At 64.1% G+C, this 17220-nt stretch carries 17 protein-coding genes; 7 read left to right on the plus strand and 10 right to left on the minus strand.

Annotated features, from left to right (window positions below):
* Together groL and CV770_RS19585 are read right to left on the minus strand one after the other, a co-directional pair.
* Window positions 1-1070, minus strand: a 1070-nt coding sequence (gene groL / locus CV770_RS19580; protein WP_104463473.1) for a chaperonin GroEL, incomplete at its 3' end; no start/stop codon positions are given.
* A gap of 45 nt (window positions 1071-1115) precedes the next feature.
* Window positions 1116-1430 carry a co-chaperone GroES gene (locus CV770_RS19585; protein WP_011088371.1) on the minus strand — a complete coding sequence of 105 codons (315 nt, stop codon included), beginning with the start codon at window positions 1428-1430 and terminating at the stop codon, window positions 1116-1118.
* A gap of 379 nt (window positions 1431-1809) precedes the next feature.
* Here CV770_RS19585 and CV770_RS19590 point away from each other — a divergent pair, with 379 nt between their 5' ends.
* Window positions 1810-2097, plus strand: coding sequence for an usg protein (locus CV770_RS19590; protein WP_028141201.1), 288 nt, complete (start codon window positions 1810-1812; stop codon window positions 2095-2097).
* Window positions 2098-2241: 144 nt separating this feature from the next.
* Here the strand turns inward: CV770_RS19590 and CV770_RS19595 are convergent, their stop codons facing one another.
* Entirely contained in the window at window positions 2242-4371 is a 2130-nt protein-coding gene (locus CV770_RS19595) for an O-linked N-acetylglucosamine transferase, SPINDLY family protein (protein ID WP_104463474.1), read from the minus strand.
* A 217-nt stretch (window positions 4372-4588) separates the two neighbouring features.
* Here CV770_RS19595 and CV770_RS19600 point away from each other — a divergent pair, with 217 nt between their 5' ends.
* On the plus strand, window positions 4589-5116 hold the full coding sequence (locus tag CV770_RS19600) for a cupin domain-containing protein (RefSeq protein ID WP_104463475.1): 528 nt from the start codon (window positions 4589-4591) through the stop codon (window positions 5114-5116).
* 321 nt (window positions 5117-5437) lie between these two features.
* Window positions 5438-6655, plus strand: coding sequence for a rhomboid family intramembrane serine protease (locus tag CV770_RS19605; protein WP_245453801.1), 1218 nt, complete (start codon window positions 5438-5440; stop codon window positions 6653-6655).
* Between the two features lie 23 nt (window positions 6656-6678).
* Here the strand turns inward: CV770_RS19605 and CV770_RS19610 are convergent, their stop codons facing one another.
* Complete coding sequence (locus CV770_RS19610) at window positions 6679-7929, minus strand: NupC/NupG family nucleoside CNT transporter (RefSeq protein WP_104463476.1); 1251 nt, start codon at window positions 7927-7929, stop codon at window positions 6679-6681.
* A 170-nt stretch (window positions 7930-8099) separates the two neighbouring features.
* Between CV770_RS19610 and CV770_RS19615 the strand changes: the two genes are divergently transcribed.
* Window positions 8100-9338 carry an MFS transporter gene (locus CV770_RS19615; protein WP_201759931.1) on the plus strand — a complete coding sequence of 413 codons (1239 nt, stop codon included), beginning with the start codon at window positions 8100-8102 and terminating at the stop codon, window positions 9336-9338.
* Between the two features lie 156 nt (window positions 9339-9494).
* On the opposite strand, the gene CV770_RS19620 is transcribed toward CV770_RS19615, so the two are convergent.
* The 6 genes from CV770_RS19620 to CV770_RS19645 all read right to left on the minus strand — a co-directional run bounded on the left by CV770_RS19620 (window position 9495) and on the right by CV770_RS19645 (window position 14955).
* Entirely contained in the window at window positions 9495-10253 is a 759-nt protein-coding gene (locus CV770_RS19620; RefSeq protein WP_091966255.1) for an SDR family oxidoreductase, read from the minus strand.
* A 24-nt stretch (window positions 10254-10277) separates the two neighbouring features.
* Window positions 10278-11036 carry a proteasome-type protease gene (locus CV770_RS19625; protein ID WP_091966256.1) on the minus strand — a complete coding sequence of 253 codons (759 nt, stop codon included), beginning with the start codon at window positions 11034-11036 and terminating at the stop codon, window positions 10278-10280.
* A gap of 114 nt (window positions 11037-11150) precedes the next feature.
* Window positions 11151-11558 (minus strand): carboxymuconolactone decarboxylase family protein, encoded by a 408-nt coding sequence (locus tag CV770_RS19630; protein WP_091966257.1) that lies wholly within the window; start codon window positions 11556-11558, stop codon window positions 11151-11153.
* Between the two features lie 69 nt (window positions 11559-11627).
* Complete coding sequence (locus tag CV770_RS19635; protein WP_104463478.1) at window positions 11628-12476, minus strand: transglutaminase family protein; 849 nt, start codon at window positions 12474-12476, stop codon at window positions 11628-11630.
* A 111-nt stretch (window positions 12477-12587) separates the two neighbouring features.
* Entirely contained in the window at window positions 12588-13532 is a 945-nt protein-coding gene (locus CV770_RS19640) for an alpha-E domain-containing protein (RefSeq protein ID WP_028141191.1), read from the minus strand.
* A gap of 4 nt (window positions 13533-13536) precedes the next feature.
* The gene (locus CV770_RS19645) at window positions 13537-14955 is read right to left on the minus strand and encodes a circularly permuted type 2 ATP-grasp protein (protein WP_038949939.1); all 1419 of its coding nucleotides are present in this window, start codon (window positions 14953-14955) and stop codon (window positions 13537-13539) included.
* Between the two features lie 275 nt (window positions 14956-15230).
* On the opposite strand from CV770_RS19645, the gene CV770_RS19650 reads away from it, so the two are divergent.
* The 3 genes from CV770_RS19650 to CV770_RS19660 are packed head-to-tail and all read left to right on the plus strand — an operon-like array spanning window position 15231 to window position 17219.
* Entirely contained in the window at window positions 15231-15968 is a 738-nt protein-coding gene (locus tag CV770_RS19650; protein ID WP_104463479.1) for a competence/damage-inducible protein A, read from the plus strand.
* Window positions 15969-16004: 36 nt separating this feature from the next.
* Window positions 16005-16532 carry a xanthine phosphoribosyltransferase gene (gpt, locus tag CV770_RS19655; protein WP_018322072.1) on the plus strand — a complete coding sequence of 176 codons (528 nt, stop codon included), beginning with the start codon at window positions 16005-16007 and terminating at the stop codon, window positions 16530-16532.
* Window positions 16533-16556: 24 nt separating this feature from the next.
* Window positions 16557-17219, plus strand: coding sequence for a hypothetical protein (locus CV770_RS19660; protein WP_104463480.1), 663 nt, complete (start codon window positions 16557-16559; stop codon window positions 17217-17219).
* Window position 17220: the final 1 nt, after the last annotated feature.

Raw genomic sequence — 17220 nt, forward strand, 5'->3', positions numbered from 1 at the left:
GTGGTCTCCTCGATCTGCGCCTTGATCTGGGCCACGCGCGCCTCGATGTCGGCCTTCTTGCCGGCGCCGTTGACGATCGTGGTGTTCTCCTTGTCGATCATCACCTTCTTGGCGCGACCGAGCATGTTGAGCGTGACGTTCTCGAGCTTGATGCCGAGATCTTCCGAGATCGCCTGGCCGCCGGTCAGGATCGCGATGTCCTGCAGCATGGCCTTGCGGCGATCGCCGAAGCCCGGAGCCTTGACGGCCGCGACCTTCAGGCCGCCGCGCAGGCGGTTCACGACCAGGGTCGCGAGGGCTTCGCCTTCGACGTCCTCGGCGACGATCACCAGCGGCTTGCCGGTCTGCACCACGGCCTCGAGCAGCGGCAGCAGCTCGTTCAGCGAGGAGAGCTTCTTCTCGTTGATGAGGATGTAGGCGTCGTCCATCTCAACGCGCATCTTGTCGGCGTTGGTGACGAAGTAGGGCGAGATGTAGCCGCGGTCGAACTGCATGCCCTCGACGACGTCGAGCTCGGTCTCGAGCGACTTGGCTTCCTCGACGGTGATGACACCCTCGTTGCCGACCTTCTTCATGGCGTCGGAGAGGAACTTGCCGATCTCCTGGTCGCCGTTCGCCGAGATGGTGCCGACCTGGGCGATCTCGTCGTTCGAGGTGACCTTCTTGGAGTTCTTCTGGAGGTCCGCAACCACGGCTTCGACCGCGAGGTCGATACCGCGCTTCAGGTCCATCGGGTTCATGCCGGCGGCAACCGACTTGGCGCCTTCCTTCACGATCGCCTGGGCCAGCACGGTGGCGGTGGTGGTGCCGTCGCCGGCCGCGTCAGCGGACTTGGAGGCGACTTCGCGCACCATCTGCGCGCCCATGTTCTCGAACTTGTCCTCGAGCTCGATCTCCTTGGCGACGGTGACGCCGTCCTTGGTGATGCGGGGAGCGCCGAACGACTTGTCGAGCACGACGTTGCGACCCTTCGGGCCGAGCGTGACCTTCACCGCGTTGGCGAGAACGTCGACGCCGCGCAGCATCTTGTCGCGCGCTTCAACCGAGAATTTGACTTCTTTGGCTGCCATCTGGAATTTTCCTTGGATAATGTTTGACTGGAGGGAAAGAGGCTCTTAGGCCGCCTTCTTCTTGGAAGCGGGGACGTCGAGAACGCCCATGATGTCGCTTTCCTTCATGATCAGCAGATCGACGCTGTCGATCTTGACTTCGGTGCCGGACCACTTGCCGAACAGCACGCGGTCGCCGACCTTCAGGTCGATCGGGATCAGCTTGCCGGCTTCGTCGCGGCCACCGGGGCCGACGGCGACGACTTCGCCCTGCGAGGGCTTTTCCTTGGCCGTGTCGGGAATGATGATGCCGCCAGCGGTCTTCTCTTCTGCGTCGATGCGCTTGACCACGACGCGGTCGTGAAGCGGACGGAATTTCATGCAGTCCTCCTAAGCATTTGCTCAGATTGATGTTTCAAGGGATGTTAGCAGTCGATGCCCGCGAGTGCTAGCACGAGCGAAGCTGAAATAGGACAGGAATTTTGCGGGAGCAAGGGCTTCTAGCAGAAAAATCAGCACCCGGAAGCGCGGACTGCCAGAATCTCTTTTCCATCGTTAACCGAGGCCGGGCCCGTATTAGCACGGTGCCGCCTCTGCTGCTAACGCATTGAATTTCAACAGCTTGTTAAACTTTTGGGCTTGAGATGGGTTGTCAGTTTGCGTCACATTTCTCTCATGTGAGCGCATCAGTACCGGGTGGCTCGTAAGGCGCACACCGACCAGGCCGCCCCTTGAATGCGCTCCTGCAAAGGAGGTTGGCATGGGCGTGCGGAGTGGGGGCGTTTCCGAGGACTTTCGGAAACAGCTTTTAGGTTACGGGCTGACGACGGCGCAAATCCTCTACCGGATGCCGGATCATCCCTCGCTGCTCCAGACCTACGTCTGGCAGAACTACGACATGTTTCCGAAATTCCCGGCGCTGAAGGATTTCCTGGCCTTCTGGCAGGAAAAGCTCGACGGTCCCCTCCATTCGGTTACCGTCGCGCACTCCAAGCTGATCAAGCCGGCCGAACTGCGCGCCGTGGATGGCGTGTTCCGGCTGCATTGAGACGAACACCGGTTTCGTACGGTGGGCAAAGGCGCTTAAGCGCCGTGCCCACCATCTCTCCATGATCGCGCGCGGAAGGTAGGCACGCTCTCCGTTGCAGCTCGTCGGACGAACGCACTATTCCCGGGATCGCCTGAGGGGCGATCAGGCGCCGTCGCTGCAATAGCGTCTCCACATCGCGCGATAGGCCTCGTCGACCGCTCGCCCGTATGAGACGGGGTTGCTGGCGGCTGCGGACCGGATCTTGTCGGGCAGTTCGCGGCGCAACCTGTCGAGCTCGCTGATCTCAGAACCTCGGCTCGTCGCGATTTCGATATACGCCTCATGACTGTCCGTGACCCAGTCCGGCAGGCCAAGCGCCGTGAGGATGGAGCCGGCAGCACGGCTGGGCAGGCTGTTGCCGAGCTTCGCCACCACCGGCACGCCCATCTGCAAGGCTTCCCAAGTGCTGACACCGCCATTCTGCGGGAACGGGTCGAGGCAGATATCGACGCGATTGAACGATGCCAGATGTTCGCTTCGCGAGGTGGCACCGAGCATATCGACGCGTTCGGCCGGCAATCCGCAAGCCTCGAACCGGGCCAGCAAGTTCTCGCGGACCAGCTGGTCGTCCAGCGCGACGTCCTTGACCAGCAGTCGCGAACCCGGCACCCGCTCGAGAATCCTGGACCAGACTTGCGCAGCCTCGTCCGAAATCTTGCTGACGCGGTTGAAGACGCCGAACGTGACGAACCCGTTCGAGATCGCCGGCGTTGGTGCCCGCGGAATCTCGGTCGGCAGCGACGCCAGCGTCACGAAGCACGGCAGGTCGACAACGGTCTCGGCAAAGAGATGCCGAACTTCTAGGGGAATCGCGACCGGGTCCGAGAACAGATAATCGATCGTCGGCAGCCCGGTGCCGGTGCCGTGGCCCCAGCCATGCACCTGGACGGGTGCCGGCTTGCGCGCAAACACGCCGAGGCGGTTGCCTCGGGTATGGCCGGACAGGTCGATCAGGATATCGACGCCGTCGGCGCGGATCTCGGCGGCGAGGCGATCTTCGGTCCATTGCGAGGCGTCGCGCCAGCGATCGGCGATCCCCTGGAATTCGCCGGTCGTCGCATCCACTTTCGACGAGCAGGCGTAGCACACGACCTCGAACTGTGCCCGGTCATGGTGTTGGAGGACCGGCTTGAAAATCAACGCGGCCGAATGCGCGTTGAAATCCGACGAGACATAGCCGAGCACCAGACGGCGATCCGGATCGCGGCTGTTGTCATGCGGCCTCGCCGCTCCTGAAGCGATTTTCGCGCCGACACGCTCCCACCACACCTGACGCGCCTGCTGATGCCGTTCGACGGTGGCGTCCCCCGCAAAATCGAGCGTGAATATCTTGTTGGAGATCGCGCTCTGCAGGTCAGGCTGGATGTCGAGGGCTCTGTCGAAACTGGCGAGGGCTTCGTCGACCCGGCCAAGTCCGGCGAGGCAAAGGCCCAGCACCAGGTGAGCTTGAATGGAATCGGGATCGATCGCGAGCGCCTGCTCGCAGTCGTGGGATGCGTGGGCAATTTGCTGGATCTGGAGCAGGACACTGGCCCGCGCGAGCCACCCATTCGCGTCGTCGGGTGCCAGCGCAATTGCCTGATTGCCGTCTGCCAGCGCTTCGTCAAATCGCTGAAGTTCCCGTAAAGCCGTGGCACGGTTCGCCAGCGCCGCGGCATAGTCAGGCTTGATCGACAGCGCGTGGTTCAAGCTTGCGATGGCCTCGTCATAATTGCGCTGACGGCACAGCGCCCACCCCCGGCCGTTGTGGGCTTCGGCAAGATTTGCGTTGAGTGCGATCGCCTTGTCGTAGCTATGGAGCGCCTCCTCGTGAAGATCGAGGGCCACGCTCGCGTTACCGAGATTGGAGAGGGTTGCGGCGTGGTTGGGCCGCAAGGCGAGGGCCTTTCGATAGCTCGCGCAGGCCTCGTCGTGACGCCGCAGCCCGTTGAGCGCGACGCCCAGCCTCATATGAGCATCGGCAGATTGCGGATCCACGGCGACCGCCCGGCTCAGCAGGATTTCGGCTTGCTGAAAGTTTTTGGCATCAGACTCCAAAGCGCCGAGCATGTGCAGCGCCATGAACTGGTTGGGCGCGAGCTGCAGGAGTTGCCGATAGGCAGCCTGGGCCTCGGCGAGAAGCCCCATCTTGTGTAGCTGGAGCGCGTGCCCGAGCAACGGCAGCACTTCGGCCTTTTGCCGTTTCTGCAGCCGGGCATTTTGAAATGCACGCTGACCTACGCTGTTGCCCATGAATTCATTCCCCCAGAATCTCTCTTCGAGATTAATTCAGCGAGAGAACGAATACGAGACGACGGCCGCTCGCCACGACAGCCTGGGACAAGCTACGACCGATCGGCTCATCGAGCCGCCAGCCTTGCGCTCGGCAATTGCCGCCTCATCCAGGACTGGATAATCTGTCCTTCGGGTTGTACCCGTCCGGGCGCGGCTCAGATCAGGGAGGCAGAGAATGGCCAAGCAAAAGGCATCAAGACCCGCAACGAAGACCGCGGTGAAGAAGCGGAGCGGCGCCAAGGCGCCGGCGCGATCCTCGGCCCGCAAGGCGGTGAAGGCAAAGGCTCGCACTGCCGTACCGAAGAAGCCCGCACGTCCCAGGCAGCGCATCGCGATCAGCCATCACCGCGAGGAAGACTTCAAGGCCGATGGCCTGCGCGCTTACGCGAAATACCGCGACCTCGGCATCGCCGACGCAAGCCGCGGCCTCGCGCAAGCGCACGTGATCCGGCTGCAAGGTCCTTGCGATCCGGCCGAGGTGTCAAAGCTGCATTTTCACGACGTCGACTTCCAGATGGTCTACGTGCTCAAGGGCTGGGTGAAGACCTATATGGACGGGCAAGGCGAGACCTTGATGAAGGAAGGCAGCGCCTGGACCCAGCCGCCGAAGATCAAGCACATGATCCTGGATTATTCGGACGACGTCGAACTGCTGGAGGTGATCCTGCCGGCGGAATTCAAGACGGTGGAGTTGAAGGCGTAGGCAGATCTCTCTCCTTCGTCGTTGCTATGACGGTTCGTAGCCCGGATGGAGCGAAGCGTAATCCGGGGCCGCCTGCGACGACGCAGACCTTCCCGGATTGCGCTGTGCTCCATCCGGGCTACAGGACCGTCGCTACTCCAGCCCCACCGCCGCCCATCAAACACGTCGTCAGCGTTCCCGTCACGATCGCTAAAAAGCACCCGATCTGCGAAACCGGGCACTTACCAGTCGGATGGTTTCAGCTGCCCTGCAGGGCGGGCGCTAACCAGTCGAAATACCTCCCCCGTCAACTCAAAGCTGTGAAAACGCGGGAGTGCTTTCATGGCGACCAACACTTTTGGCCGACGCGGCGTTGTGGCGCCGCCCTCAAGAGCGTCGTTTCAACCCGTCGCCGCGCCGACTATTCGGGAGATCGTGCGTGATCCCGCTCGGCCCTTGCCTAGTGAGGGGACACTTTTTGGCGACAACAAGCTTCTGGCCGATATCCCTTTTCTCACCATTGGCCTGATTTTCGGTCTGCTCCTGATCTTCGCCCTGCAACGCGGTCTGGCCATCGACGTTGCGCGGGACGGTGACCTCGATGTCCGCTCGCTGATCGCTCAGGGCGCCTCCGGTTACGATCTCGTTGTCGGACGAGGAGAGTGGTGGAGGATTGGCCTTGCGCCGCTGCTGCACGGCAGCGGGTGGCACCTCATCAGCAACTGCGTTGGGTTGTTCATCGTTGGCGTCAGGCTGGAGTCTCTGATCGGCCGTGGCTGGTTTGCGCTGATCTTCGTCGCCAGTGCAGTGGCGGGTGAGGTCGGCTCTCTGCTGGGCAATGGCCCCGGCACGGTGGGCGTCGGCGCGTCCGGCGCCATTACCGGGCTCATTGCCGCGCTGTTCGTCGCGAGCTTCGATCCCGAAGCGGACGCCGATCAAACCATATCGCGATTGAAGACGTCGCTCTTCTTCGGCGTGCCCGCATTGCTGCCGCTGGCCTTCGGCGCCTCGGGCAATGTCAACTATTATGCCCATGCAGGCGGTGCGGTGGCCGGCGCCGCGCTTGCGATCACGCCGTGGCTCGCCTTCTGGTCCTATGACAGCCTGCCGCGGAGCGCCAGCATGACGTTGCTTGCAGCATCCCTCGGATCTCTGATCTGCGCCGGCTTCGCCGCTGTCCATTATTCGTCCTACATGGCCGATGCCGTGCATTATATCCGCGCGTCGGAAGTGCCGGCGAAGGCTGACGAGATGGTCAGCCGGTCGTTCGATCTCGTCACCCGCTACCCAAAAGATGCGCGGGCCCACGTGTTCCGTGCGGTCTTCTTCCTGGAACAAGCGAACCTCAGTGCCGCCGAGACGGAGGCGCGAACCGCCTTGTCGCTCGCCGCTTCAGATGTGGCGGGTGGGCCGGTGCGCTCCGGCGCGCAGGGCTTGATGGCGGTGTTACTGTGGGCGCAGGGACGAACCAGCGAGGCGAAGGCCATGGCGGTCGAGCCCTGCCGTGCCAAGCTGGCCGAGGTGCGTCGCATCTTGCAGAAGTCGAAATTGTGCAGTTGACCGGGCTACGGCATCGCCACGGGTCACGTGATGACCCCCACGACCGCGCCCATCAAGCAGGTCGTCAGCGTCCCCGATACGATCGATTTCAGCCCGAGCGCGTTGATCTCCTCGCGTCGCTCCGGCGCCATCACGCCCAAGCCGCCGATCATGATGCCGAGGCTGGCGAAGTTGGCGAAGCCGCACATTGCGTACAGCATGATCAGTCGCGAGCGCGGGTCGAGCGCATTGCCCGGCAGCTTCGAGAAGTCGACATAGGCGATCAATTCGTTGAGCACGGTCTTGGTGCCCATCAGGCTGCCGGCGGTGATCGCCTGGTCCCATGGCAATCCCATCAGCCAGCACACCGGCGCCATCACGAGACCGAGCAGGCGCTGTAACGAGATCGCGGCGCCGCCAACATTCGGCAGCAGGCCGAGCATGGCGTTGACGAGATAGACCAACGCCACCAGCACAAGCAGCATGGCGACGATGTTGATCAGCAGCTCGATCCCCGCGCTGGTGCCTTTCACGATCGCATCCATCGTGCTGGAGACTTCCATCTCCGGATCTTCGAGCGTGCCGCCGGTACGCGTGTTGGAGGTTTCAGGCACCATGATCAGGCTGACGAGGATCGCGGCCGGCGCGCCCAGCACGGAGGCGATGACGAAGTGCGCAGCCGCGTCGGGAATGAGAGGAGCAAGGAGCGTCGCATAGAGCACCAGCACCGTGCCGGCGATGCCCGCCATGCCGCCGGTCATCACCAGGAACAATTCGCTGCGGGTCATCTGCTTCAGATACGGCCGCACGAACAGCGGCGCCTCGACCATGCCGAGAAAGATATTGGCGGCGGTCGAGAGGCCCACCGCGCCGCCGACGCCCAGCGACCGCTCCAGCAGCCAGGCCATGCCGCGCACGATCGGCGGCAGCACGCGCCAGTAGAATAGCAGCGTCGTCAGCACACTCATGACCAGCATGATCGGCAGCGCCTGGAACGCCAGGATGAAATCGGCGCCAGGCACCTTGACGTCGAAGGGCAGGGCGCCGCCGCCGACATAGCCGAACACGAAGGCGGAGCCGGCGCGCGAGGCAGCCGAGATCGCACCGACCGCGTCATTGATGGCGCCGAAGGCGTGCGCGACGACCGGCAGCTTCAGGAGCACGATCGCGGTGACGAAGGTGGCGACGAGGCCGATCGCCGCCTGCCGCAGCGACACGGCGCGCCGATTCTCCGCCAATGCGAAGGCGATCAACAGCAATGCGAAAATGCCGAGTGCCGATTGCAAGCGCAGCATGATGTCCCCAAACCCCCAATGATTATGGCCGTGCCGGCGCTGCAAAGGCAATGCCGCAAGATGCGGGGTGCGTCGCACTGTTGACAAGCGGGGCCGCCTCAGCCACGCGGGGCCCATCGATAGCAGGGGCGAGCGGTCCGAGAGTGACCCAAAATTCGATCCACGAGGCGATGCCAGAGCAGCCAAATTCCGGACATCCGCCGGTCAGCGCCCGCGCGCTTCTCGCCCATCGCGCGTTCCTGTTCTTCCTGCTCTCGCGCAGCCTGTCGCGATTTTCCAGCCAGATCGCGGCGGTCGCGATCGGCTGGCAAATCTACGATCTCACCGGCTCGGCCTTCGACCTCGGCATGGTCGGCCTCGTGCAGTTCCTGCCCACGGCGCTCCTGGTGTTCGTTGCTGGCCACGCCGCCGATCGCTATGAGCGTAAGCGCGTGGTCCAGCTCTGCCAGCTCGTTGAAGCTGCGACCGCGCTCTATCTCGCAATCATCACCTATCTCGGCGCGGTCGGCGAAGTCCAGATCTTCATCGCGACCTTCGTGCTCGGCATTGCCGGCGCGTTCGAGAGCCCGACCACGGCGGCGCTGCTGCCGCTGATCGCGCCGCAGGGCTCGCTTCAGCGCGCCACCGCAGTCTCCAGCGGGGCGGCGCAGGTCGCGACCATCACCGGCCCGGCGCTCGGCGGCTTCGCCTATGCGGTCGCCCCGCATCTTGCCTATGCCATGATGGTGCTGTTCTGGATATTCGGCATGATCCTGACCGGCTTCATCCGGCCGCGCCCGCAGGCGATCGCGAAGGAGGGGACGGACTCGGACAACATCTTTGCCGGCGTTCGCTTCATTCGCAGCAATCCGGCCATCCTCGGCACCATCTCGCTGGACCTGTTCGCGGTGCTGTTCGGTGGCGTCACCGCGCTGCTGCCGATCTATGCCCGCGACATCCTGCAGACCGGGCCGGTCGGGCTCGGCGTGCTCCGTGCCGCGCCGGCGGTCGGCGCGCTCCTGATGACCATGGTGCTGGCACGCCACGCCATCTCGAGGCACGTGGGCCTGCGCATGTTCCAGGCCGTGATCGTGTTCGGCCTCGCCACCATCGTGTTCGCGCTGTCGTCCTGGATGTGGCTGTCGGTGCTCGCGCTCGCCGTGCTCGGTGCGGCCGATACGATCAGCGTCGTGATCCGCTTCTCGCTGGTGCAGCTGTCCACGCCCGACGAGATGCGCGGCCGGGTCGGCGCGGTGAACTTCCTCTTCATCAACGCCTCGAACCAGCTCGGCCAGTTCGAAAGCGGTGTGGCCGCCGCGCTGCTCGGCGCCATGCCGGCCGCCGTGCTCGGCGGCGTCGCCACGGTTGCGGTGGCGCTGCTCTGGATGAAGCTGTTTCCGAGCCTGCGGAAGGTGGAGAGCCTGGAGTAGGGGAATGTCTCGTGTCCCGGACAAGCTGCAGCGCGTCAGCGTTGCGGCGCAGAGCCGGGACCCAGAAAGCCAAGAACGAGATCGCGGAGGCATGGGCTCCCGGCTCAGCAGCGCGTCATTGCATGCCGCGCCGCGTCCGGGGCACGAGAGCGGCGACTAGCCCCGTCCGACGAACGGCATCTTGGTCGCCATGACCGTCATGGTCAGCACGTTGGCATCGAGCGGCAGGCCGGCCATGTAGGCCACGGCATCGCCGACCGCTTTCGCATCCATGCGCGGCTCGTGCTTGGTGGTGCCGTCCGGCTGCAGCACGCCGGGGCCGTTGACCATGCGATCGGTCATCGGGGTCGCGGCGTTGCCGATGTCGACCTGGCCGACAGCGATGTCGTACAGGCGGCCGTCGAGGTTGCTGGCCTTGGTCAGGCCGGTGATGGCGTGCTTGGTCGAGGTGTAGGCTGCCGAGAACGGCCGCGGCGCATGCGCCGAGATCGAGCCGTTGTTGATGATGCGGCCGCCGCGCGGGGTCTGGTCCTTCATGATGCGGAAGGCGTGCTGGGTGCACAGGAAGGGGCCGGTGAGGTTGGTGTTCACCACCGCCTGCCACTGCTCGAGGCCGAGGTCCTCGAAGTTGACGGCGGGGGCGCCCATGCCGGCATTGTTGAAGAGCACGTCGAGCCGGCCATAGGTCGCCTTCACCTTGTCGAACAGTGCGGCGATGGAATCCGGCTTGGTCATGTCGGCGGTGACGCACAGGCTTTTGCCGGCGGGACCGAGCTTTGCGGTCTCCTCGAGCATGTCGAGTCGGCGCCCGACCAGCACCACGGTGAAGCCGGTGTTCATCAATGCCAGCGATGCGGCGCGTCCGACACCGGTGCCGGCGCCGGTCACCACTGCGATCTTCTTTGCTTCGCTCATTATTTCCTGCCTTTTCTCTTGCTGTCAGGTTTTGGGTTCTTTTTCGTTCTTGTAGGGTGGCCGCGGAATGTTCTGGTGCGCCGCGCGCAGCGCCGCCGACCAGCGCGAGCGCAGATCGTGGAAATAAGGCTCGCCCGCTTCGATGCGATGATTGAGGTCGGCCTCGCAGGCATCGGCGCGCACCACCAGCACGTCGATCGGCAGGCCGACGCCGAGATTGGAGCGCATGGTCGAATCCATCGAGATCAGGCCGGTCTTCAGCGCCTCGTAGAGCTCGACGTCGTAATGCATGGCGCGGTCGAGCACGGGCTTGCCGTATTTGTGCTCGCCGATCTGCAAGTACGGCGTATCGGTGGTGCACTCGATGAAATTGCCGGCGGTGTAGACCATGAACAGGCGCATGCGCGCGCCCTTGATCTGGCCGCCGAACAGGAATGAGACGTCGAACGAGACGTCCTCGGATCTCAGCGCCGGGCCCTCGGTCGCATGCACCGCGCGGATCGCCCGGCCGATGCGCTGGGCGGCCTGGAACATGGTCGGCGCGTTCATCAGCGTCTCGACCTCGCCCGTGTTGGGGTCCTCCAGGCCTTCGGTCAGCGTGGACAGCACAGACTGGCTGATGGCGAGGTTGCCGGCGCTGGCGATCGCCATGATGCGCTCGCCGGGCTTGGAGAAGATGTGCAGCTTGCGGAAGGTCGAGACGTTGTCGAGGCCGGCATTGGTGCGGGTGTCGGCGATCATCACCAGACCGTCCCGAACCAGGATTCCGCAACAATAGGTCATTTCCAGTCCCCGAACGCGTTTGCGCGGAATTACTAGCCAATTTCGGGGGCCGGTCCAACCCCCGATTCCCATGGAAAGGTCGTCATTCCGGGGAGCGGCAGCTAGCTCTGTCGCTCAATCCGCCGCATCGACGAGAAACGCCTCGTCGACGGGTACGCCGAGCGCCGTGACCAGCCGGTTGGTCTCCGCGGCCATGCCGACGATGGCGAGCATCTCGGCATATTCGGCCTCGGTCATGCCCTTGGCCCGCGCGGCGGCGGTGTGGGAGTGAATGCAGTAGCTGCAGCCATGCGCGATCGAAACCGCGACATAGAGCATTTCCTTGACCTTGGGATCGAGCGCGCCGGGAGCCATCACCTCCTTGATGCTCTCCCAGGTCCGCCTCAGCGTCTTCGGATCATGTGCCAGCGCGCGCCAGAAATTGTTGACGAAGTCCGACTTTCGCACCTTGCGGATATCGTCGAAGACGGCGCGCGCTTCAGGAGTGAGTTCATCGTCCGAAAGCAGTTTTACAGTGGCCATTGGTACCTCGCGGGGGGCAGCTTCGATCCCCGCGAGTGTAGCACGACCCATGCGTTCGGACGGCTGCGCCTAGCTCTGCCGTTGGGATTGCGATTGCGACGGCCCGCCGCGGCCGGCCTGCTCGACCTTCACGGCCACGGCCAGCGTCTCAGCGCCGCCGCCATAGCGGGTGCCACGCACCGGGGCTGCGCCGAGATAGTCGAGCCCGATCGCGACGCGGACATGAGCGTCGGTGGCGCAGATGCTGTTTGCAGGATCGAATCCGACCCAGCCGAGATCGGGAACGTAGGCTTCAGCCCAGGCATGGCCGGCGTCCTGATGCACCGTGCCGTCCGAGCGCAGGAAGTGGCCGGAGACGAAGCGCGCCGGCACGCCGCCGGAGCGGGCGCAGGCGATGAAGATGTGCGCGTAGTCCTGGCAGACCCCGCGCTTGAGCGTGAACGCCTCCGCCGCCGAGGTTCCGCTGTTGGTCGGGTCCTCGTCGAAGGTCATGTGATCGCCGATCTCGGTCATCAGCGTATGCAGGAAGCCGAGCGTGTCGCTCTCGGCCTCGCTGCGCAACTGGCGCGCAACCGCCATCATCGCCGGATTGACCGAGGTGAGGTCGGTGGCGCGCAAGAACATGCCCGCCGGAAAGCGCTCGTCGGCGCCGCGCAGCACGCCCCCGGTGTCGTGGGTCTCGATCAGGCCCTCGGCAGTGATCTTGATGTCGCCGACAGGCCCGCAGGACAGCACATGGGTGACGTTGCCGAAGGCGTCCTCGTGGGTGTCGAGCTTGGTGTCCGTGGAGACGTCGATCTGCCATTCCGCCACATACTGCCCGTCATGGCTGCCGGGCGTCATGCGCAGGATCTGGATCACGCTCGTGGCCGCCGGCTCGTAGCGATAGGTCGTGGTGTGCAGGATTCGCAGGCGCATGACTAACCGTTGTTCTTGCGTCGTCATTCCGGGGCGATGCGCCAGCATCGAGCCCGGAATCTCGAGATTCCGGGTCTGGTCCTTCGGACCATCCCGGAATGACGGCGCTCATCAGATCAAATACTGCTTCGTGATGATTTCGCCCAGCCTGGAATTGTCGGTGATGAATTCCTGAATGAATTCATGCACGCCATGCTGGAAAATGTCGTTCATATTGCTGTGTTCGAGCCGGTTGCGGATGCCGCGGGCGTGGCGCTGGGCCGGGCCCTGGCGGCCATAGGCGACGCCGATCTGGTCGAGGTTGCGCACGAGATTGCCGTAGCAGCTGGCCAGCGAGCGCGGTAGCGTGTCGTTGAGGATGAGCAGATCCGCGATCAGCCACGGCTTCAGTGTCTCGCGATAGACCCAGTGATAGGCCGTCAGCGCCGAGACCGAGCGCAGGATCGAGCTCCACTGATAGAAATCGAGCGGGCCGCCGACATGCTCCTCCTCGGGCAGCAGCACGTGATACTTCACGTCGAGAATGCGCGCGGTGTTGTCGGCGCGCTCCAGATGCACGCCCATCCGCGAAAACCAGTAGGCGTCGTTGCGCAGCATGGTCCGGTAGGCCGAGCCGTCGAAGCGCAGCGAGGTCTCCTGCACGAAGCGCAGGAATTTTGCGAGGTCCTCGCGCGTCGAGGTGCCCTTGCTCCAGACCGCCTGAAGCTCGATCCAGGCCGAGTTGATGGTGTCCCACATCTCGCTGGTCAGCGCGGTGCGGACCGAGCGCGAGTTCAGCCGCGCCGCCTCGATGCAGTTTCTGATCGAGGATGGATTGTCCACGGAGAACGAGAGGTAGTCGACGACGTTGTGCTCGTTGGCTTCCTCGTAGGTCTGATAGAAGCTGGCGGCGACGCCGGCGGTGAGCAGCGCCGAGTCCCATTCATTGGTCTTGCCGATATAGGCGGCGGGAAGCGCGGTGACGCGCAGCGTCGCATCGATGGTGCGCGCGAGATATTCGGCCCGTTCGACGTAGCGGGCGAGCCAGTAGAGGTTTTCGGCGGTACGCGACAGCATCTGACTACTCGTCCAGGATCCAGGTGTCTTTGGTGCCGCCGCCCTGGCTCGAATTCACCACCAGGGAGCCTTCCTTCAGCGCGACGCGTGTCAGGCCGCCCGGCACGATGGTGGTGCTCTTGCTGCCGGTGAGCACGAAGGGCCGCAAATCGACATGGCGCGGGGCAAGGCCTGACGCCGTGCAGGTCGGGCAGGTCGACAGCGCCAGCGTCGGCTGCGCGATGAAACCTTCGGGCTCGCGCTTGAGCTTCTCGCGGAACGCTTCGATCGTTGCCTTCGTCGCGGCGGGCCCGATCAGCATGCCGTAGCCGCCGGAGCCGTGCACTTCCTTGACGACGAGCTCGCTCAAATGATCCAGCACATAGGCGAGGTCCTTCGGCTCGCGGCAGCGCCAGGTCGGCACGTTCTTCAGGATCGGCTCCTCGCCGAGATAGAATTTCACGATGTCCGGCATGTAGGAGTAGATCGCCTTGTCGTCGGCAATCCCGGTGCCGACGGCGTTGGCGAGCGTGATGTTGCCGGCCGCATAGGCCGACATCAGCCCGGGCACGCCGAGCGCGGAATCGGGACGGAAGGTGAGGGGATCGAGGAAGTCGTCGTCGACCCGGCGATAGATCACGTCGACCCGCTTCACGCCCTCCGTCGTCCGCATGAACACTTCGTTGTTCTTGACGATGAGGTCGCGGCCCTCGACCAGCTCGATGCCGAGCTTGTCGGCGAGGAAGGAGTGCTCGTAATAGGCCGAGTTGTAGACGCCGGGGGTGAGCAGGGCGACGGTCGGCTCGCCCGAGGCGCTGAGCGGCGCGACAGAGCGGAGCGCCGAGAGCAGCTCGTCCGGATAGCGCTCGACCGGCGCCACCTTGTGGCGGGCGAACAGATCCGGAAACAACCGCATCATGATCTCGCGGTTTTCCAGCATGTAGGACACGCCGGACGGCGTGCGCGCATTGTCCTCGAGCACGATGAAGTCGTTGGCATCGACCCGGACGATGTCGATGCCGGCGATGTGCACATAGACGTCGTGCGGCACCTGCTGGCCGTTCATCTCGGGCCGGAACACCGGGTTCTGGAAGATCAGATCGTCGGGCACGATCTCGGCGCGCAGGATGTCGCGGCCGTGATAGATGTCGCGCAGGAACATGTTGAGCGCGCGCACGCGCTGCTTCAGGCCCTTCTCCAGCAGTGCCCATTCCTTGCCCGACATGATCCGCGGGATCACGTCGAAGGGGATCAGGCGCTCGGTGGACTCGGCCTCGCCATAGACCGCGAAGGTGATGCCGATGCGGCGGAACAGCAGCTCGGCCTCCTGGCGGCGATATTCAAGCGCCTCGGGAGGCGTCTCCTTGAGCCAGCGCGCCAGCTCCTGATAGGCGGGGCGAAGGTCCCCGCCGGGAATATTCATTTCATCAAACGCGACTGCCATAGATGCCGACTGTTCTCCGCAAGGCGTTGCGCCAATGGACAGGTCGCCAGGCCTGGTGAAGCCGCAACGTCCTGGCCATGCAGCAAGAGTGCATGACTTTCATGTGGTAGCAAGGGCTGGGCCAGCGCGATAAGCATGGACTGGCAGCATTTGTCGGGGATGGCCGGCGGCTTGCCTGAAAAAATGGCTGAGGACTGCTTATTTCGACAGCAAAACCGCGTGACTTCAACGCGTTACCTCGGCAAAGTCGGCGCCACAGGTGAGGGACTTAAGTTATGAGCGAGATCGTCACGGCGGGCATTCTGGTCATTGGGGACGAAATCCTGTCCGGCCGGACCAAGGACAAGAATATCGGCTTCATCGCGGAATACCTGACCAATATCGGCATCGATTTGAAGGAGGTCCGGGTCGTCTCCGATGACGAGCCCGATATCATCGCGGCCTTGGATGCACTGCGGCATCGCTACACCTACGTCTTCACCACCGGTGGCATCGGGCCGACCCATGACGACATCACCGCCGACAGCGTCGCCAAGGCGTTCGGCGTCGGCATCGACCACCATCCGGAGGTGGTCGCCCGTTTCCGCGAGCGCTGGAGCGAGCAGGATCTCAACGAGGCCCGCTTGCGGATGGCCCGCATCCCCGACGGTGCCGAGCTGATCCAGAGCGCCACCATCCTCGCGCCCGGCTTCAAGATCGGCAATGTCATCGTGATGGCCGGCGTGCCCTCGATCATGCAGGCGATGATGGACATCGTCTCGCCCAAGCTGAAATCGGGCGTGCGCATGCTCTCCGAATCGGTCCGCGCCAATGCGCGGGAGGGCGACATCGGCAGCCCCTTGCGCGCGATCGCCGCCGCCCATCCCGACACCATCATCGGCAGCTACCCCTTCATGGACGAAGAGCAGAAGCCGAATACGAACCTCGTGGTGCGCTCGCGTGATGCGGACAAGCTCGCGGCAGCGATGGGCGCGGTGAAGGAAATGCTGGCAGGATTGAACATCACCCGCTAGCTGAGAATTTGCCGGCAGGCGAAGCAGGAGACGACAATGGCTGGTGAAGCACCGGAACTGAGTGCGCAGGAGCGGGCGGGCAAGGCCTTTCCGGTCTCGTGGGACCAGTTCCACCGCGACTGCCGGGCGCTGACCTGGCGGCTCAACGAAGTCGGCCCGTTCCACGCCGTGATCGCGATCACCCGCGGCGGCCTGGTGCCGGCCGCGATCGTGGCGCGCGAGCTTGGCGTGCGCATCATCGATACGGTCTGCGTCGCCAGCTACGACCACGACAAGCAGGGGGACCTCCAGGTCCTCAAGGGTATTTCGGAACAGGCCATGAAGCTTGGGGGTGGCACTGGCAAGGGGCTGTTGATCGTCGACGATCTCGTCGACACCGGCAAGACCGGCAAGCTGGTGCGCGAGATGCTGCCCGACGCGCATTTCGCCACCGTCTACGCCAAGCCGAAGGGGCGCCCGCTGGTCGACACCTTCATCACGGAAGTCTCGCAGGATACCTGGATCTTCTTCCCCTGGGACACCGCGCTGTCCTATCACCCGCCGCTGCGCGACGGCGCGGCGTGATCAAAGGCGAATGGCGAGTAGCGAATGGCGAGTAGCAGCCCCTCCACTCGCAATTCGCCATTCGCTACTCGCCCTCTCCAAAACCGCGTCCTGCCCACCGGCGACATCATCGCTACCCCACACCGCGGCACATTCACCGGCAATCGCGGCATCATCCATGATCCCGCAACGAAGACGCTGCTGAACAAGCGCTGGTCGTCGCCGGCATGGATTACATGCCTGTGTGAATTCCGCGGCTGGCGCCGGCCGGTGATGGCGCGGCGGAGCTGGACCGAGCTGTTTTTTCTCGACGAGGCCACCGCCTTTGCCGCCGGCCATCGTCCCTGTTTCTTCTGCCGGCGCGAGGATGCCAACCGCTTTCGCGCGGCGTGGGAGAAGGGGAATGGCGTGAGTAAGGTGAGTGCGAAGACGATGGACGCCCAGCTGCACCTCGAGCGTCTGGATCATGGTCGCAAGCGCCTGCACGCGCTGCCGGTGCCGCTGGCAGAATTGCCCGACGGCGCGATGGTTCAACGGGGCGAAGACAGCTTTCTGGTGGTGCAGGGAAGGGCGCTGCTTTGGTCGCCAGCCGGCTATGCCCGCGCCGGGCACGAGCTGGAGAGCCCGATGTTGCTGACACCCCCGTCCACGTTGCGTGCGATGAGCGCCGGATATCAACCGGCGCTGCATCCGACGGCTCTGGACTAGC

Origin of the sequence: Bradyrhizobium sp. AC87j1, from assembly GCF_002936975.1 — a bacterium.
Taxonomy (GTDB): domain Bacteria; phylum Pseudomonadota; class Alphaproteobacteria; order Rhizobiales; family Xanthobacteraceae; genus Bradyrhizobium; species Bradyrhizobium shewense.

Bases quoted from the DNA above. Each gene is read 5' to 3' on its own strand.
- CV770_RS19600 (WP_104463475.1), top strand. From the start codon at position 4,589: ATGGCCAAGCAAAAGGCATCAAGACCCGCAACGAAGACCGCGGTGAAG.
- CV770_RS19605 (WP_245453801.1), top strand. From the start codon at position 5,438: ATGGCGACCAACACTTTTGGCCGACGCGGCGTTGTGGCGCCGCCCTCA.
- CV770_RS19650 (WP_104463479.1), top strand. From the start codon at position 15,231: ATGAGCGAGATCGTCACGGCGGGCATTCTGGTCATTGGGGACGAAATC.
- CV770_RS19585 (WP_011088371.1), bottom strand. From the start codon at position 1,430: ATGAAATTCCGTCCGCTTCACGACCGCGTCGTGGTCAAGCGCATCGAC.
- CV770_RS19625 (WP_091966256.1), bottom strand. From the start codon at position 11,036: ATGACCTATTGTTGCGGAATCCTGGTTCGGGACGGTCTGGTGATGATC.
- CV770_RS19640 (WP_028141191.1), bottom strand. From the start codon at position 13,532: ATGCTGTCGCGTACCGCCGAAAACCTCTACTGGCTCGCCCGCTACGTC.
- CV770_RS19610 (WP_104463476.1), bottom strand. From the start codon at position 7,929: ATGCTGCGCTTGCAATCGGCACTCGGCATTTTCGCATTGCTGTTGATC.
- CV770_RS19660 (WP_104463480.1), top strand. From the start codon at position 16,557: ATGGCGAGTAGCAGCCCCTCCACTCGCAATTCGCCATTCGCTACTCGC.
- CV770_RS19615 (WP_201759931.1), top strand. From the start codon at position 8,100: ATGCCAGAGCAGCCAAATTCCGGACATCCGCCGGTCAGCGCCCGCGCG.
- CV770_RS19595 (WP_104463474.1), bottom strand. From the start codon at position 4,371: ATGGGCAACAGCGTAGGTCAGCGTGCATTTCAAAATGCCCGGCTGCAG.
- CV770_RS19620 (WP_091966255.1), bottom strand. From the start codon at position 10,253: ATGAGCGAAGCAAAGAAGATCGCAGTGGTGACCGGCGCCGGCACCGGT.
- CV770_RS19630 (WP_091966257.1), bottom strand. From the start codon at position 11,558: ATGGCCACTGTAAAACTGCTTTCGGACGATGAACTCACTCCTGAAGCG.
- gpt (WP_018322072.1), top strand. From the start codon at position 16,005: ATGGCTGGTGAAGCACCGGAACTGAGTGCGCAGGAGCGGGCGGGCAAG.
- CV770_RS19645 (WP_038949939.1), bottom strand. From the start codon at position 14,955: ATGGCAGTCGCGTTTGATGAAATGAATATTCCCGGCGGGGACCTTCGC.
- CV770_RS19590 (WP_028141201.1), top strand. From the start codon at position 1,810: ATGGGCGTGCGGAGTGGGGGCGTTTCCGAGGACTTTCGGAAACAGCTT.
- CV770_RS19635 (WP_104463478.1), bottom strand. From the start codon at position 12,476: ATGCGCCTGCGAATCCTGCACACCACGACCTATCGCTACGAGCCGGCG.